Source organism: Flavobacterium sp. RSSA_27, from assembly GCF_051547125.1.
In the GTDB taxonomy this organism is placed as follows: Bacteria; Bacteroidota; Bacteroidia; order Flavobacteriales; family Flavobacteriaceae; genus Flavobacterium.
The window spans coordinates 106,787-123,122 of record NZ_JBPTTN010000004.1; the positions used below are offsets into that span (position 1 = coordinate 106,787).

The window sequence follows — 16,336 nt, forward strand, 5'->3', positions numbered from 1 at the left end:
TTAGAAATCTTAACTTTTTTATAAGACCTTTGCACACTTTTTTTCGGGTACGTCCGAAAGCCTAAAGTTTTAAAAATGAAGAAGAAAATAGAAATACTAGCGCCCGCCAAAGATTTAATTCACGGTATGGCAGCCATCAATGCTGGTGCCGATGCTCTTTACATTGGTGCACCAAAATTTGGCGCCCGATCTAACGCCACCAACCCCATCAACGATATTGCAGAATTGGTGAAATATGCCCATTTATTCAACGTGCAAGTATTCGTAGTTATCAATACCATTTTGTATGATAACGAATTGGAAGAGTGCCGTCAAATGATTTGGGAGTTATACGAAATAGGTGTGGATGCGCTAATTGTTCAGGACATGGCCATTATGGAAATGGACTTACCTCCTATCGTTTTACATGCTAGTACTCAAGCCAACAACCGTGATCCTCATAAAATCAAATTTTTGAAAGAAGCTGGAATGAAACGCGTGGTTTTGGCCCGGGAATTGAATTTACATCAAATTAAAGAAATTGCCGATACCGCCGATGTTGAGCTAGAATTCTTTGTAACTGGTGCGCTTTGTGTATCATTTAGCGGTAACTGTTATATGAGTGTGGCCAATGGAGAACGTTCAGCCAATCGTGGTTCTTGTGCCCAAAACTGTCGTTTACCTTACAACTTAATTGATGGCAACGGTGATACCTTAATCAAAAACAGTCACTTACTTTCAATCAAAGATTTTGACGTTTCCGACCAAATTCCAAATTTAGTGGAAGCAGGAATTTGCTCTTTCAAAATCGAAGGCCGTTTGAAAGACATTGTTTATGTAAAAAACAACGTGTCGTATTTACGTCAAAAATTAGACGCTTTCTTAGAAGGAGATGGCTATGACAACTACACCAAAGCCTCTTCTGGAACGTGTACTTATACTTTTGACTCGGCTTTGGATAAAACCTTCAATCGTGGCTATACCGATTATTTTGTAAACGAAAGACATCAATCTATTGGTTCTTGGGAAAGTCCAAAATCGAAAGGACAATACATTGGAAAACTCATTAAAACTGTTGGGAAAGGCTACGAAATCGAAAATGGCGAATTCCTAAACAATGGCGATGGCCTTTGTTTCATAAACGAAAACAACGAAGCTGAAGGACTTTACATCAACAAAGTAGAAAACGGTTTGACCTATCCTAATGTTTTGAAAGACATCAAACCTGGAACTTTTATATATCGCAACAACGATGCCGCTTTCATCAAATTGGTAGCTCGAGAAGATAGCGCCGTGCGAAAAATTAGCACCAGTTTATTACTCACCGAAAACGAACAAGGTTTCGAACTAATTGCAACTGATGAAGATGACAATGTAAGTACCGTTACTTTAGTTCATGCCAAAGAACGCACCAAAAACAATGAATCCTTAGCAGAAAATTTCAAAGCCAATTTGGCCAAAACAGGATTCACCCCATATAAAGCTGATGAAATCAACGTGATTTTTTCAGACAATTGGTTCCTTCCGATTTCCAAAATCAACGAAATGCGAAGAACCGTTCTAGAACAATTGTCAGAAATACGATTGAAAAATTACCATCGCGAAGAGCAACAATTGGTAAAAACTTCTCATCCTTATCCAGAAACCAAGCTGGATTTTATGTACAATGTTTCCAACAAATTGGCTCGAAAATTCTACGAACGTCATGGTGTTACCGAAATCGAAAAAGCCTTTGAATTGCAATGGGACCCTGGAAAATCACGTGTGATGACCACCAAATATTGCATCAAATACGAATTGGAGCGTTGCCCAAAATACCACCGCGAAAACATGGACAAGAAGGTAAAAGAACCTTTGGTATTAAAACAAGGCGAATTGGAATACAAACTCAAATTCAATTGCAAACCCTGCGAAATGGAAATTTGGGAAAAAGATGCCGAATTTGAAATCGAAGAAGATCATTTTCATTAAAAGAGTACGGACAGGTCGCAACCTGTCCTTTTTTATTACTATTTTTGAAAAAAACTAACACTATTTTTATAGCACTTATGAAAAAATTAATTACTCTTTTTGTGGCATTATTCAGTTTTGTGGTTTCCGCTCAAGAAAAAAAAGAAACTCCTAAGAAACAAATTGTAGAAGCTTCTTGTGGGCAATGCCAATTTGGTATGGAAGGAAAGGAATGTGATTTAGCCGTACGAATTGAAGGCAAAACGTATTTTGTTGACGGCACCCACATAGACAAACACGGAGACGCACATGCAGATGATGGCTTTTGTGCTAAAGTAAGAAAAGCCGAAGTGGTTGGCGAAGTAGTTGACAATCGTTTTAAAGTAACCTACTTCAAATTGTTGCCAGAAAAAAAGTAAATGGCTTTAATTCTTCAAAATATTGCCAAACACGTGGCCTTAACCCCCGAGGAAGAGGCCTTATTTTTGTCTAAAACAACGACACAAAAACACAAAGCCAAATCGGTTTTGTTGCATGCAGGTAAAGTGGCCGAAAGTACTTTTTTTGTCAACTCAGGGATTTTGAGAAGCTTCACTATCAACGACAACATAATCGAACACGTATTGCATTTTGCCTGCGAAGGCTGGTGGATGGGAGATATGTATAGTTACATTTCTGGAAAACCCGGCCACCTTTTTATTGAAGTACTTGAAGACGCCGAAGTTGTCATTCTGACCAAAGAAAACCATCAAGAACTCTACAAAGCTCTCCCTAAACTAGAACGCTTTTTCAGAATACTCGCCGAGAATTCTTTAGTGACCCACCAAGAACGCTTGATGGATAATTTGAGCTTGACCGCCGAGGAACGCTTTGAAAAGTTCTGCAAAAAATACCCCACTCTAATTCACAAACTCCCTCAAAAACACATCGCCTCCTATATTGGCGTTACGCCTGAATTCTTCAGTAAAATGAAGAGTAGGCTGTTGAAGAAGTAAATAGCAGCCTATAATCTAGTGAACAGTCCCGAACACTAAGTACTTTTTTCTTAATCTAGGTTAAGTAACTTTTCCTTACAACGAGTATACCTTTGTATCCTAGTAATCACTAAATTTATACGAAGATGAAAAAATCAGTTTTACATACCGCAGATTCAAGAGGACACGCTAACCACGGATGGCTGAATGCATATCACAGTTTTAGCTTTGCTAGTTGGTACAACCCCGATAGAATTCAGTTTGGAATGCTTCGCGTTTTGAACGATGACACCATTGCTGCTGGAATGGGTTTTGGCACGCATCCACACGACAATATGGAAATCATTACTATTCCGCTAGAAGGCGATTTGGCACACAAAGACAGTATGGGGAATGCCGCAACTATCAAAACAGGCGATGTACAAGTAATGAGTGCAGGAACGGGTATTCAGCACAGTGAATTTAATCCCAATGCGGACCAACAAACCAAGCTATTCCAAATTTGGTTGTTCCCAAAATACCGCAATGTAGCCCCTCGCTACCAACAAATCACTTTGGACATTACCGAGCAAAAAAATGATTTTGCTCAAATTCTATCGCCAAATCCTGACGATGCTGGGGTGTGGATTCATCAAGACGCTTGGTTTTATTTGTCTGATTTTGATGCCGATTTTTCTAAAAAATTAGCCTTACAAAAAGAAGGTAACGGTTTTTACATTATGACTATTGAAGGCGAAATAGAAGTCAACGGAGAACGATTAAGCAAAAGAGATGCCCTTGGAATTTGGGATACTCCAGAAATTGACATCAAGGCCACAACAGCTGCTAAATTTTTGGTGATGGAAATCCCGATGGAACAATAAAAAGTAGTCAGTAATCAGTTCCTAGTAATCAGTAAAAAATAATTATGAACGAAGTACAAGTAAAAATCAACGATAAAAAAGGGAGTTTTTTTATTGAAATTGAGGGCAAACAAGAAGCAGAAATGACGTTTGTTTTTGCTGGGGAAGACAAAATCATAATTGACCACACAGGTGTAAATCCTGGCAATGAAGGGAAAGGTTTTGGTAAACAAATGGTCGCTCAAGCTGTTGCGTATGCGCGAGAAAAAAACATAAAAATCATACCGCTTTGTCCGTTTGCCAAAAAAGTATTCGACACAACTCCAGAATTTCAAGATAGATTATAACCTAAACTTTAATAATCATGGATGCTAAAGATTTAACTAAAGAGTACAGCAATGGCGAGGTAACCATTGTTTGGAAAAACAGCTTATGCAAACACGCTGCCGAATGTGTAAAAAACAATCCCGACGTATTTAAACCTAGAGAAAAACCGTGGATTGTTCCCGAAAATTCCACTACTGATGCCATTATCAGTACAGTAAAAAAATGCCCGTCGGGAGCTCTGACATATTACATGAATAAAAAGTAAACCTCATGAAAAAAATAGTAGCTTTTGGCGCATCCTCTAGTGCGAACTCTATCAACAAGCAATTGGCAACGTATGCCGCGAATCAATTTACCAATGCTTTGGTGGAATTATTGGATTTGAATGACTATGAAATGCCTCTCTTTTCAGTAGATAAAGAAGCCAAAACGGGAATTCCTCAATTGGCTCACGATTTTTTTGCCAAACTGGGCAGTGCAGATCTTATTGTCATTTCTTTTGCCGAACACAATGGCGCGTATTCGACTGCTTTCAAAAATATTTTAGATTGGACTTCCCGCATCAACGGTAAAACTTTTCAGGAAAAACCCACGCTTTTGCTCGCCACGTCACCCGGACCACGAGGAGGTGCTTCGGTTTTGGAAATGGCCAAAAACAGATTCCCTTTCCAAGGAGCCGATGTAAAAGGTGCTTTTTCACTGCCGAGTTTTGCCACCAATTTTGATGCAGAAAAAGGAATCACCAACGAAGAATTAAAAGCCCAATTGCTAGAAATTATTGCTTCAATAGAGTGAGAAGTGAAAAGTAAAAGTAATTAGTAAAAAGTGATTAGTGATTTATTTCGTAATCACTTTTTGCATTTAAGCCACTATGAGTTAAGATCACAAATGCACAGCTAATAACTGATAACTTAAAAAACACTCTCAATCGCTTCGATGGCTTTGTAAAAATCAATGGGTTTTACTTCTTCAAAAAAGTCTATTTCGTGGGTATGGGGCAAGAAATCCGAAATAATACGCACGATAAAATCCTGTGGTTGTTTGAGGTACATAAAGGTATAATCTTCCATATTCACCACGGTGCGATCGGCCAAATTAGTCGTTTTCACAAATTTGTCCGAAGTCAACGAAGACAAACAAAGCAAGTTGGTTTTGGGTTCCGATAAAATAGGTTTGCCGTTTTCGAACAATTGTCCTTCATAACCATAAAGCGAAGCATTGGTAATTTCAATGGGCATTCCTAATTGTAATTCGGCAGGCAAATTTTCGGGTTTTCCTACTATGGCGGCAAAGCCGATTAACACACACAAATCGTGTGGAGGCAAATGCATCATCGCTTTGGCAGTGGTTTCTCTTCCCACTCCAGAGATCACAATTTGGTAGTCATTTTGTAAAGATGGAAAACGTTGCAAGGCATTTTGCACTTTCTCGGCTTCGATTTCCATTGGGGTCAGTAGGATAACTTTCATAGATTAATTTTATTTTCGGGATGTTGGCTAATCAAGCCCTTTCTTGCCCTCTAGTCCAATGTGATTACCTTAAGAGATTTTAGATTGAAGATTAACGATTCTTGATTTTAGATTTTGTGCTAATAAATAAAAAAGACTAGTTTTTTTTCAGTGGTTTACACATCTGAAATCAAAAATCGTTATTCAAAAATCAGCAATCAAATTATTGATTTTTCCTTAACTTAATGACATTGCCTTCTAGCCCCGGGAGGAGCGGCATCCTTTGTGGCCGGGGTTCGGCCGCAAAGATACAGCGGATCACGGGACTTTGCCTATAAAAAAGCCCCTTCTTTCTGCTCCTAAAAAAGATTACTGCAATTTTCGAATGACCCGCGCGGGATTGCCTACAGCCAGCGAATGAGGCGGAATCATTTTGGTCACCACCGAGCCTGCGCCAATGGTGCAACCGTCGCCAATGGTCACTCCAGGGCAAATGACGGTATTGCCGCCAATCCAGCAGTCGTCGCCTATTGTAACGGGTTTAGATACCTCGAAAGTGCGTCGCTCTAGGATGTCCAAAGGATGCGAGGCAGTATAAATATGCACGCCTGGTCCAAAAAACACGTTGTTGCCAATGGTGATTTTCATCGTATCGAGCACCACACAATTGAGGTTGAAATACACATTTTCGCCCGTGTGAATGTTGTACCCATAGTCGCAATGAAAGGGCGGTTCGATATACAAACGCTTGTGCGCATTGGGCAGCAATTGCTTGAAAAGCCCGCGTGTTTTGCCGTTTACTATATACTCAGCATTGATTTGTTGGAGCATTTTCTTGGCCCACAATCGCTCTTGCACCAACTGTTTGTCGTTGCTGAGATAGGATTCGCCAGCGAGCATTTTTTCTTTTTCAGAAGGCATACTTTTAAAGTTATTGAATTTAAAATTAAAATGATTTGGGCGTGCCCCTACGTAAAAACTTCGGGTCGCGCTGTACGTTCCCGCTTCCATCGCTCACGCAAAAAAACGTCCTCGTAAAGATAAACAATCCATCATTTCACTAAAGGTTCAGTAAAGAAATTCAACTTCAAAAGAGCATTTTGCCAAAAAACACTATTTTTGTTGCCCAATTGGTTTACGAAACGACCAATTTTTTAAACATTTAAACTAAAAAAAATGAAAGCATACGTTTTTCCAGGTCAAGGCGCACAGTTCACAGGAATGGGCAAAGACTTATATGAGAACTCTCCTCTAGCCAAAGAATTATTCGAAAAAGCCAACGAAATTTTAGGTTTCCGCATCACCGATATTATGTTTGAAGGTACCGCGGAACAACTAAAAGAAACCAAAGTAACTCAACCTGCCGTGTTTTTGCACTCGGTTATTTTGGCTAAAACTTTAGAAAATTTCCAACCTGAAATGGTCGCTGGACATTCTTTGGGCGAATTCTCTGCTTTGGTGGCCAATGGCGCTCTATCTTTTGAAGACGGATTGAAATTAGTATCTCAAAGAGCTTTGGCAATGCAAAAAGCCTGCGAAATAACCCCTTCGACAATGGCTGCTGTTTTGAACCTAGACGACAAAATAGTAGAAGACATTTGTGCTTCGATTGATGGAGTTGTAGTTGCCGCAAATTACAACTGCCCTGGTCAATTGGTAATTTCTGGGGAATACAAAGCCGTAGAATTGGCTTGCGAAAAAATGAAAGAAGCAGGTGCCAAAAGAGCCTTGATTTTACCTGTAGGTGGTGCGTTTCACTCTCCAATGATGGAACCAGCTAGAGAAGAATTAGCCGCAGCTATCGAAGCGACAACTTTTGCTACTCCAATTTGTCCTGTGTACCAAAATGTAACGGCAAATGCAGTTTCAGACCCTAACGAAATCAAGAAAAACTTAATCATTCAGTTGACTGCTCCAGTAAAATGGACACAATCAGTACAACAAATGATTGCAGACGGAGCAACACTATTTACCGAAGTAGGTCCTGGAAAAGTATTGACTGGACTGATTGGAAAAATCAATAAAGAAGCCGCTACTGCGAATGCTTAAAAATTTAAGATGGCAGATTGCAGAATTTAGACAGCAATTCTTATCAACAGCATCCTCATAAACGTAAAGTTTGTGGGGATTTTTTATTTATCTTTAGTTTTCACAACAACAACAACAACAACAACAACAACAACAACAACAACAACAACAACAACAACAACAACAACAACAACAACAACAACAACAACAACCCATAAAAACCATTGACTATGAGAAAAATAATTTTAGGATTGGCATTTTTAGCAGTAGTAACCGTTTCTTGCAAAGAAGAAACCAAAGAAAAATTGGATGAAGCTAAAGAGGCAGTGACCTCTGAAGTAGAAGAAAAAATAGATACTGCCACCGTAAAAGTAGAAAAAGTAGTAGATACTCTTCAGGCGAAAACGAGTAAAGTCCTCGAAAAAGGCGCTGAAAAACTAGACAAAGCCGCTGATAAAATGAAAGAAGCTGCTAAAAAGTAACCAAAAAGCCGAATCTTTGAGATTCGGCTTTGCTTTTATTTACAACTCGGTTGCTTCTTCACAATGATAATTGCTAATTCCAGTAATCAAAATAGCAGTTGCTTTCTTTTCGAAAAAAATATACCAAGTAGTTCATTTATTCGAATTGTAAAAAATATAATAAGTACCTAAATGAGAAAGTACTAAAGGTGTTTTTTTATGCGGAAAACTAGCTATTTCTGAAACTATAAAATCAACAATTTTATTTACATAAACTTGCGCATTCTCACTATAGCTAAAATACTCTTCTTCAAAAAGCACATATACTAATTGATCCAAATAATTCGAAACCTTATCCGCAAAAATTATTCTTTCCAAGGATAGGCTTTTATTCTTTTGAGCATCTCGACTTTAAACTCTTCTGGAGTCAATCCCTTAGCGAACTCGGTATCGAAATCAAATGTTGCTCGATCTATTCCTTTCGGCTTCACCTGCGAAGATTCATAAACCACAGCTGGTTCTTCTACTTTGGGCAATTTTGAGGATTTTTTTTTAGCACTCATTCCTTTATATTTTTACCTAACGAATTACAAATAGTTCTTCAAAGAAAAAAACACCAAATTATCAATCGATACTTTGGTGCTTCTTACTGATTACTTTTTACTGATTACTTTTTACTGATCACTGAGTACTGATCACTGTCTACTATCTATGAGCGTATTTTTTGTTCCCATTTCCAGGCGCTCGCCATCGCTTCGTCAAGTGTAGACTCTGCTTTCCATCCCAAAACGGTGTTGGCTTTGTGGGTATGGGCATACGCTTCGGTAATATCGCCTTCTCTTCGAGGTACAATTTTATAAGGCAGTTTTTGACTACTTACTCGCTCAAAACTCTGAATCACTTCGAGTACTGAACTTCCTGTACCTGTTCCTAAGTTAAAAGTCTCTACTTTGTTTGTATTTTTCTTTTCTAACAAGCGTTCTAGCGCAACAACGTGGGCTTTGGCCAAATCCACCACGTGTATATAATCGCGAATTGCGGTACCATCAGGTGTTGGATAATCGTCTCCAAAAACAGATAATTCTTGGCGCAATCCAATACCCGTTTGTGTGATAAAAGGCACTAAATTTTGTGGCACACCAATAGGCAATTCTCCAATTTCGGCACTTGGGTGTGCTCCTATAGGATTGAAATAACGCAATAAAATCGCATTGATAGATGACGCTTTTGCAGTATCTCTGATGATTTCTTCTCCAATTTTTTTGGTATTCCCGTAAGGTGACATCGGTTGTTGTACCGGAGCGTCTTCGGTAATGGGCATTTTTTCGGCCTGACCGTAAACGGTACAAGAGGAACTAAATATAAAGGAAGCCGCATCTTTTTGCTGCAATTCTTGCAAAAGATACACTAAAGCTGCAATGTTGTTTTCGTAATACAATAACGGATTCTCAACACTTTCTCCTACAGCTTTGGAAGCCGCAAAATGGATGACACCAGCAATATCTGAATATTCTTTGAAGAGTGCCTGTACGGCTGCTTTGTCGCGCATATCCATATTTTTGTAATGCGGCGCAATACCTGTTATTTTTTTAATTCCCTCTAATACATCTATAGAGGAATTGTACAAATTATCAACAATTACGACTTCAAATCCTTTGTTTTGCAGTTCTACAACCGTGTGGGATCCGATGAAGCCTAAGCCTCCTGTTACCAATATTTTCATATTTGATGCTTTTTTAGAAAATAGAAAAAAGAGCGTAGAAAATAGATTCAAATCCAATTTCTTTATTCTATGTTCTTTTCTCTTATTTTAAAAATTCTAAAACACTATCGGTAATAAATTTAATTTGCTCGTCATCGAGTTCAGTATGCATAGGCAATGAAAGTACTTCTTTGGCCAATTGATTCGTAACTGGAAAATCTTCTTCTTTGTAACGTGGATCCAAATAAGCCTTTTGTGCGTGCAAAGGAATTGGATAATAAATGGCACATGGAATACCTTTATCTAGCAAATGTTGCATCAAACCATTGCGATCAGCATTGATGATGCGCAAGGTATATTGATGAAAAACATGACAATCGCAGACATCGCAAATACTTGGTGCAACGATATTGGCGTGACCTTGAAAAGCCAAGGTATATTTGCGAGCTGCATCTTGACGCGCTTTATTGTATTGATCTAACAACGGTAATTTGGCATTTAGAACTGCCGCTTGAATACTATCCAAACGCGAATTTACGCCCACCACATCATGATGGTATCTTTCGTACATTCCGTGGTTTACAATTCCGCGAAGGGTGTGTGCTAAAGCGTCATCGTTCGTAAAAATAGCGCCACCATCACCATAACAACCTAAGTTTTTGGATGGAAAAAACGAAGTCGCTCCTACATGACCGATTGATCCTGCTTTCTTTTTGGTACCATCTGAAAATTTGCAATTGGCACCAATAGCTTGCGCATTATCTTCGATTACATATAAATTATGCTCATTAGCCAAAGCCATAATCGCTTCCATATTAGCAGCACGACCAAACAAGTGTACAGGTACAATCGCTTTGGTTTTTGGAGTAATGGCTTTTTTGATAGCTTCTAGAGAAATGTTCATATTGTGCATGTCAACATCTACCAAAACTGGGGTAAGTTGCAATAAAGCGATTACTTCTACGGTTGCTGCAAACGTAAAATCGGCTGTGATTACTTCGTCTCCGGGCTGTAAACCCAATCCCATCATAGCAATTTGCAAAGCATCGGTACCATTTGCACATGGAATGACGTGTTTTACGCCCAAATACGTTTCTAATTCTTTTTGAAAAGTATGTACTTCTGGCCCGTTGATATAAGTATTGGTATCTAAAACGTTTTGAATAGAGGCATTTACAACGTCTTTTATTGTATCATATTGACTTTTTAAGTCAACCATTTGGATTTTTTTCATTGGAAAATAATTTAAGGTTTGAAAATAAAGAGAAAATATCCTGATTTATTTTCGAAAAAAAAGTGGTACAAAAATAGTTATTTAATCCCTCTTAGACAATGAAAAAACCATAAAGAAACTGTATTTTAGCCAAAATTTATACTCATGTTTTTTCTGTATAATCAAATCGTTTTTACAGCAGGTTTTTTATTGAAAATCGTTGCCCTTATTAACCCAAAAATGGCTCTTTTTATAAAGGGTCGAAAGGCTATTTTTAAGACTTTAGAAGAAAAAATTCAATCCAACGACAAATCCATCTGGTTTCATGCCGCATCCTTAGGCGAATACGAACAAGGACTTCCTGTCATAGAAAAAATAAAAGAAAAATACCCTTCCCATAAAATTATAGTTACCTTTTTTTCTCCTTCAGGTTACGAGGTGCGAAAGAACAATACTGTGGCTGATTGCACAGTTTATTTACCATTGGATACTCAAAAAAACGCGAAACAATTCATCGAGTTAGCCCATCCCGAACTGGTTTTCTTCATCAAATACGAATATTGGCCGAATTACTTAAACGAACTCAAGAAACGACAGATCAAAACCTATTTGATTTCGGGAATTCTACGAGAAAACCAAGCCTTTTTTAAATGGTACGGCGGTTTTTATAGAAAAGCATTAGATGCTTTTGATTACTTTTTTGTACAAAACGAATCTTCCAAACAACTCTTACAGAGCCTTGGTCATCAAAATGTTTTGGTTTCTGGAGACACGCGTTTTGACCGTGTGAGCACCATTTTAGAGAAAGACAACACCCTTGATTTTATAGCCGAATTCAAGAACAACAAAACCACAGTTGTAGTAGGTAGTTCTTGGCCAAAAGACGAAGAAATTATCGCCCAATACATTAACGAATACAGCAACGAAAACCTGAAATTCATCATTGCTCCGCACAATATCAAAGCAGAGCAAATCACAAACTTAAGAGCACTAATTACAAAACCGACGGTCTTGTTTTCTGAAAAAGAAAATCAATCCCTATCCGACCAACACGTTTTTATTATTGATACTATTGGGATTTTAACCAAAATCTACAGTTATGCCGACGTAGCTTATGTAGGCGGTGGCTTTGGAAATCCTGGAGTTCATAATATTTTAGAACCCGCTACTTTTGGAATTCCAATCGTAATTGGACCTAATTATTCGCATTTTGCTGAAGCAACAGCTTTAGTAAAAACAAAAGCTTGTATTGCTATCAAAAACAAGACTGAACTATCTTTAATATTTAACGAATTGTTAAACAATACCCGTATTCGAAAAGAAAAAGGCGTAATTTGTAGTGAATTTGTCCAAAACAACAAAGGCGCAACCCATTCGATTGTAAACCACATTTTATGATACAATTTCAGCCATTAGAGAAAAAAGATATAGCCATCGCTCTTCGTTTAATGGATGAATTTTACTCAATTGACCAATATCCTTTTGATCCGTTAGTTGCCGAAAAATTGTTTGAAGCGTTTCTCGAAAATGATTACCTAGGAAGTTGCTGGCTACTATTTCAAAACAAGAAACCTGTTGGTTATTTGATTCTGACTTTTGTTTTCAGTTTTGAATACCAAGGCAAAATTGCTTTTTTAGATGAATTATACATTCAACCCAAAGTACAAGGCCAAGGAATTGGAAAAAGCGCCGTAGCTTTTGCCAAAACACAAAGCGAAGAATTAGGTTTAAAACTACTTTATTTAGAAGTCGAAGAACACAATTTTTCGGCTCAACAATTGTACCTCAAAAGCGGCTTCAGCATTCATCCCAGAAAATTGATGAAACACAAATTATAATTATATTACCTTTTAAATATCACAACACTTATGAAATTCTTAAAACTATTCTTATTGCTTTTTGCAATCCAAACGCAAGCCCAACAAGGCGGAATGTGGATCCCTTCTTTGTTGGAAGGAATGAACGAAAAAGAAATGAAAAGTCTAGGCATGAAAATGACTGCTAAAGACATTTACGACACCAACAAATCCAGCTTAAAAGACGCTGTACCTCAATTTAACGGAGGCTGTACATCCGAAGTTATTTCACCAAAAGGACTTTTGTTAACCAATCATCATTGTGGTTACGGACAAATTCAATCGCATTCTAGTACCGAGCACGATTATTTAGCCAATGGTTTTTGGGCCTACAAAATGGAAGATGAATTACCCAATAAAGACTTGGTCGTAACTTTTATTGTCAAAATAGAAGATGTGACCAAACAAGTCTTGGAAGGAGTAAATACGCTATCAAACGAAACTGAAAAGCAAAAGAAAATTCAAGAAAACATAAGCGCCTTAAGCAATTCATTTCCTAAAGAAGCTTGGCAAGAAAACAAAATCCGAACGTTCTACGATGGCAATCAATACTTACTTTTTGTTACCGAAACCTTCAAAGATGTTCGTCTAGTAGGTGCGCCACCAACTTCGATAGGAAAATTTGGTTCGGATACGGACAACTGGGTTTGGCCACGTCATACGGGTGATTTTTCACTTTTCAGAATTTATGCTGACAAAAACAATCGTCCGGCTTCCTATTCAAAAGACAACGTTCCTTACACACCCAAACACTTTTTACCAATTTCTTTAGATGGAATAGCTGAAGACGATTTTACTTTAGTTTTTGGATACCCAGGAAGAACTAATGAATACTTACCTGCTGTTGCCATCAACCAAATTGCAAACGAACTGAATCCTGCCAAAATTGAAATCAGAGAACAAGCCTTAAAAGTGGCTGATGGTTTTATGAGAAAAGATAATGCTATCAAAATTCAATATGCTTCAAAATATGCAGGAACTGCTAATTATTGGAAAAAATGGCAAGGCGAAACATTAGGCATCAAGAAATCAAATGCAATTGTCGTAAAAAAAGAAGCCGAAAAGAAGTTTCAAGAAAAGGTTAGCAAAGCCAAAAAAGAAAAAGAATACGGCAGTCTTTTGAGTGATTTCGAAAAAAATTACACTGAAATCGCGCCTTACGCTTTGGCAAGAGAGTATTTTAACGAAACCGTTCTAAGAAATACAGAACTACTTACTGTTGCTTACAAATTCTATCAATTAGAGCAACTTTACAACACCAAGGGAGAGCAATCTTTTACCGACAGAAAAAACAATTTGTACAACGGATTGGGTGATTTTTATAAAGATTTTAGCGCCAAAGTTGACGAAAAAGTATTTGAACAACTCATCAATTTATACGCAACAAAAGTACCAAAGCAATTCTTACCGAACACACTCAACAATGTGGATGTTAACCAACTGACAAAAAACATTTATACTAGCTCCAAACTAACTTCGTACTCTGGCTCAAAAGAATTACTTACAGGTGACACAAAAACAGTATTAGAAAATATCAACCGAGATCCTGCTTTTATTCTTGTAAAAAGTATGACCGATAAATATCTAAAAGACGTAAACCCTGCTTATGAGGCTTTGAATTTGAAAATAACAGAATTGCAACGCAATTATATGAAAGCCCAACTAGAACTAAGCGAAAATTCAAGGATTTTCCCAGATGCCAATAGTACTTTGAGGGTGACTTATGGAAAAGTAAAAGGATACGAACCAAAAGACGGTGTGTATTACAATCCCATAACTTATCTAGACGGCGTAATGGAAAAATACATTCCTGGTGACTATGAATTTGACGTTTCTCCAAAATTGATTGATTTGTATAAAAACAAAGATTTTGGAAATTATGGTGAAAACGGAAAAATGCCCGTATGCTTTATTGGTACCAATCATACTACAGGCGGAAATTCAGGAAGTCCAGCGCTAGATGCCAAAGGAAATTTAATTGGATTGAACTTTGACCGTGTTTGGGAAGGCACTATGAGCGATATCTATTACGATCCTAGCATCTGCAGAAACATAATGGTCGACATTCGTTATGTGCTTTTCATTATGGACAAATACGCAGGTGCAAAAAACTTGATTGAAGAATTGCAATTGGTACATCCTAAAAAAAACAAAAAAGGAAACATTAGTAACTAATAGCTACTAATTTAACACACCCTTTACATTGGCATACTATTTGATATTTGAAGCAACGTGAACAGAGAATATAATTTAAAAAAAATACAAAAAAATATATTGTGTATCAATTTTTTTATATCTTTGCCACGAATTAATAATTAACCTTTATAATAAAATTAAGATGAAAAAAGTATTTTTAAGTTTAGCTGCTGTTGCTGTATTAACTGTTGTATCTTGTAAAAAAGCTGACGCTGCTGCTGAAGAAACTGTAGCTACTGATTCTGCTGCTGTTGCTGTTGATTCTGCTGCTACTCCAGCTGTTGATTCTGCTGCTACTGTAGTTGATTCTGCTGCTGCTCCTGCTGCTCCTGCTACAACAACTGAAGCTGCTCCAGCTAAGTAATTTTTAAATTACAGAAAAAATCAAGCCATCATGTGATGGCTTTTTTTATGTCAAAGAAAAGCTCAAGAATCATCTTGAGCTTTTCTTCATTTTATTACATTAGCCAATCAATCTGGAAAAACAAAGGCATCTTCTGAGAAGTCCAGAATTTCAGCTACAGCCGCAGATTTTTTTATCTCTTCTATCCCTTTTATCAATCGCAATTCCGTGGTATACTTTCTACTGGTTGCCATATGTCGCTCTCCTAGCAACAATCTAAAATAATACTTGCCAGCCGCTGATTTTAATTTCACAAAAACCAAAGCATCAATCGACTGCTGTATCAAGACAATATCCTCCTCCCCTTCAAACTTCAATTCATAGCTTTGACTGGTGAAAATCACCTTCCCTTTGCGTGATGTAAAAACAAACTTATAAGTATCATTAAACCGTTTACTAATCACAAAAGCACCCATACATTAATTTATACGTTAAAGATTTTAGAATCAAATTACTCCATCCTCATCAGGCCGATGTTAGGATTTGTCATAAATAAAAAAAGCTCCAAACATAGTTTGAAGCTTTCTTGTACTCAGAGCGGGACTTGAACCCGCACGAACATTGCTGTTCACTGGATTTTAAGTCCAGCGTGTCTACCAATTTCACCATCCGAGCATTATGTGGTGTTTGAGCGAAAAACGGGGCTCGAACCCGCGACCTCGACCTTGGCAAGGTCGCGCTCTACCAACTGAGCTATTTTCGCGTTTCAAATTCTCAAAAGAACTGCAGTACTTGTTTCGTATTGCGGTGGCAAATTTAGCACAAATATTCAATAAAACAAGCCTTTTTCAGAAAAAAAATTCAATATAAATATAACTTTCTGATAACCTATTCTTTATACTGCAATTATTTTCGACTGAGCATTCGTTTTATTCTTTTACAATCAACTTCAATAATAAAAAAGCAAGAAAATATTTGCTTTATATTAATATTAACATTAATATAGCAAAATTATTA

General features: G+C 37.5%; 21 protein-coding genes and 2 tRNA genes. 14 read left to right on the forward strand and 9 right to left on the reverse strand.

Annotation, left to right across the window (positions count from 1 at the left end):
- Positions 1-75: 75 nt before the first annotated feature.
- The 7 genes from ACSVH5_RS06885 to ACSVH5_RS06915 all read left to right on the forward strand — a co-directional run bounded on the left by ACSVH5_RS06885 (position 76) and on the right by ACSVH5_RS06915 (position 4,867).
- Positions 76-1,950 carry a peptidase U32 family protein gene (locus tag ACSVH5_RS06885; protein ID WP_438060709.1) on the forward strand — a complete coding sequence of 625 codons (1,875 nt, stop codon included), beginning with the start codon at positions 76-78 and terminating at the stop codon, positions 1,948-1,950.
- A gap of 77 nt (positions 1,951-2,027) precedes the next feature.
- Positions 2,028-2,348 carry a DUF6370 family protein gene (locus tag ACSVH5_RS06890; protein WP_438060710.1) on the forward strand — a complete coding sequence of 107 codons (321 nt, stop codon included), beginning with the start codon at positions 2,028-2,030 and terminating at the stop codon, positions 2,346-2,348.
- Complete coding sequence (locus ACSVH5_RS06895; RefSeq protein WP_438060711.1) at positions 2,349-2,924, forward strand: Crp/Fnr family transcriptional regulator; 576 nt, start codon at positions 2,349-2,351, stop codon at positions 2,922-2,924. It abuts the gene before it with no gap.
- A gap of 125 nt (positions 2,925-3,049) precedes the next feature.
- Positions 3,050-3,766 carry a pirin family protein gene (locus ACSVH5_RS06900; protein ID WP_438060712.1) on the forward strand — a complete coding sequence of 239 codons (717 nt, stop codon included), beginning with the start codon at positions 3,050-3,052 and terminating at the stop codon, positions 3,764-3,766.
- A gap of 44 nt (positions 3,767-3,810) precedes the next feature.
- Entirely contained in the window at positions 3,811-4,092 is a 282-nt protein-coding gene (locus ACSVH5_RS06905) for a GNAT family N-acetyltransferase (protein ID WP_438060713.1), read from the forward strand.
- A gap of 17 nt (positions 4,093-4,109) precedes the next feature.
- Entirely contained in the window at positions 4,110-4,337 is a 228-nt protein-coding gene (locus ACSVH5_RS06910) for a (4Fe-4S)-binding protein (RefSeq protein ID WP_438060714.1), read from the forward strand.
- A 5-nt stretch (positions 4,338-4,342) separates the two neighbouring features.
- On the forward strand, positions 4,343-4,867 hold the full coding sequence (locus ACSVH5_RS06915) for an NADPH-dependent FMN reductase (RefSeq protein ID WP_438060715.1): 525 nt from the start codon (positions 4,343-4,345) through the stop codon (positions 4,865-4,867).
- Positions 4,868-4,983: 116 nt separating this feature from the next.
- Here the strand turns inward: ACSVH5_RS06915 and ACSVH5_RS06920 are convergent, their stop codons facing one another.
- Both ACSVH5_RS06920 and ACSVH5_RS06925 read right to left on the reverse strand, forming a co-directional pair.
- Positions 4,984-5,541, reverse strand: a complete 558-nt coding sequence (locus ACSVH5_RS06920; RefSeq protein WP_438060716.1) for a hypothetical protein — start codon at positions 5,539-5,541, stop codon at positions 4,984-4,986.
- 348 nt (positions 5,542-5,889) lie between these two features.
- The gene (locus tag ACSVH5_RS06925) at positions 5,890-6,441 is read right to left on the reverse strand and encodes a sugar O-acetyltransferase (RefSeq protein ID WP_438060717.1); all 552 of its coding nucleotides are present in this window, start codon (positions 6,439-6,441) and stop codon (positions 5,890-5,892) included.
- A gap of 255 nt (positions 6,442-6,696) precedes the next feature.
- Here ACSVH5_RS06925 and fabD point away from each other — a divergent pair, with 255 nt between their 5' ends.
- Genes fabD through ACSVH5_RS06940 form a run of 3 tightly spaced genes read left to right on the forward strand, consistent with a single transcriptional unit; the run spans position 6,697 to position 8,030 of the window.
- On the forward strand, positions 6,697-7,569 hold the full coding sequence (gene fabD, locus ACSVH5_RS06930; RefSeq protein ID WP_438060718.1) for an ACP S-malonyltransferase: 873 nt from the start codon (positions 6,697-6,699) through the stop codon (positions 7,567-7,569).
- Between the two features lie 17 nt (positions 7,570-7,586).
- The gene (locus ACSVH5_RS06935; RefSeq protein ID WP_438060719.1) at positions 7,587-7,766 is read left to right on the forward strand and encodes a hypothetical protein; all 180 of its coding nucleotides are present in this window, start codon (positions 7,587-7,589) and stop codon (positions 7,764-7,766) included.
- A 12-nt stretch (positions 7,767-7,778) separates the two neighbouring features.
- The gene (locus ACSVH5_RS06940) at positions 7,779-8,030 is read left to right on the forward strand and encodes a hypothetical protein (protein ID WP_438060720.1); all 252 of its coding nucleotides are present in this window, start codon (positions 7,779-7,781) and stop codon (positions 8,028-8,030) included.
- Between the two features lie 132 nt (positions 8,031-8,162).
- Here the strand turns inward: ACSVH5_RS06940 and ACSVH5_RS06945 are convergent, their stop codons facing one another.
- The 4 genes from ACSVH5_RS06945 to ACSVH5_RS06960 form a co-directional block, all read right to left on the reverse strand.
- Positions 8,163-8,387, reverse strand: coding sequence for a hypothetical protein (locus tag ACSVH5_RS06945; RefSeq protein WP_438060721.1), 225 nt, complete (start codon positions 8,385-8,387; stop codon positions 8,163-8,165).
- Entirely contained in the window at positions 8,375-8,572 is a 198-nt protein-coding gene (locus ACSVH5_RS06950; protein WP_438060722.1) for a hypothetical protein, read from the reverse strand. Before ACSVH5_RS06950 ends, ACSVH5_RS06945 begins: the two co-directional genes overlap by 13 nt.
- Before the next feature lie 146 nt (positions 8,573-8,718).
- Positions 8,719-9,732: a UDP-glucose 4-epimerase GalE gene (gene galE, locus ACSVH5_RS06955; RefSeq protein WP_438060723.1), complete on the reverse strand. Its 1,014-nt coding sequence runs from the start codon at positions 9,730-9,732 to the stop codon at positions 8,719-8,721.
- Positions 9,733-9,814: 82 nt separating this feature from the next.
- Positions 9,815-10,945 (reverse strand): DegT/DnrJ/EryC1/StrS family aminotransferase, encoded by a 1,131-nt coding sequence (locus ACSVH5_RS06960; protein ID WP_438060724.1) that lies wholly within the window; start codon positions 10,943-10,945, stop codon positions 9,815-9,817.
- A gap of 144 nt (positions 10,946-11,089) precedes the next feature.
- Here ACSVH5_RS06960 and ACSVH5_RS06965 point away from each other — a divergent pair, with 144 nt between their 5' ends.
- From ACSVH5_RS06965 to ACSVH5_RS06980, 4 genes are all read left to right on the forward strand, one after another.
- Positions 11,090-12,322, forward strand: coding sequence for a 3-deoxy-D-manno-octulosonic acid transferase (locus tag ACSVH5_RS06965; RefSeq protein WP_438060725.1), 1,233 nt, complete (start codon positions 11,090-11,092; stop codon positions 12,320-12,322).
- Positions 12,319-12,762 carry a GNAT family N-acetyltransferase gene (locus tag ACSVH5_RS06970; protein WP_438060726.1) on the forward strand — a complete coding sequence of 148 codons (444 nt, stop codon included), beginning with the start codon at positions 12,319-12,321 and terminating at the stop codon, positions 12,760-12,762. Before ACSVH5_RS06965 ends, ACSVH5_RS06970 begins: the two co-directional genes overlap by 4 nt.
- A 30-nt stretch (positions 12,763-12,792) precedes the next feature.
- Positions 12,793-14,955, forward strand: coding sequence for a S46 family peptidase (locus ACSVH5_RS06975; RefSeq protein ID WP_438060727.1), 2,163 nt, complete (start codon positions 12,793-12,795; stop codon positions 14,953-14,955).
- A 163-nt stretch (positions 14,956-15,118) separates the two neighbouring features.
- Positions 15,119-15,340 carry a hypothetical protein gene (locus ACSVH5_RS06980; protein WP_438060728.1) on the forward strand — a complete coding sequence of 74 codons (222 nt, stop codon included), beginning with the start codon at positions 15,119-15,121 and terminating at the stop codon, positions 15,338-15,340.
- A gap of 107 nt (positions 15,341-15,447) precedes the next feature.
- Here the strand turns inward: ACSVH5_RS06980 and ACSVH5_RS06985 are convergent, their stop codons facing one another.
- The 3 genes from ACSVH5_RS06985 to ACSVH5_RS06995 form a co-directional block, all read right to left on the reverse strand.
- Complete coding sequence (locus ACSVH5_RS06985; protein ID WP_438060729.1) at positions 15,448-15,795, reverse strand: YegP family protein; 348 nt, start codon at positions 15,793-15,795, stop codon at positions 15,448-15,450.
- Positions 15,796-15,908: 113 nt separating this feature from the next.
- A tRNA-Leu gene (locus ACSVH5_RS06990) sits at positions 15,909-15,994 on the reverse strand.
- Between the two features lie 15 nt (positions 15,995-16,009).
- A tRNA-Gly gene (locus ACSVH5_RS06995) sits at positions 16,010-16,082 on the reverse strand.
- Positions 16,083-16,336: the final 254 nt, after the last annotated feature.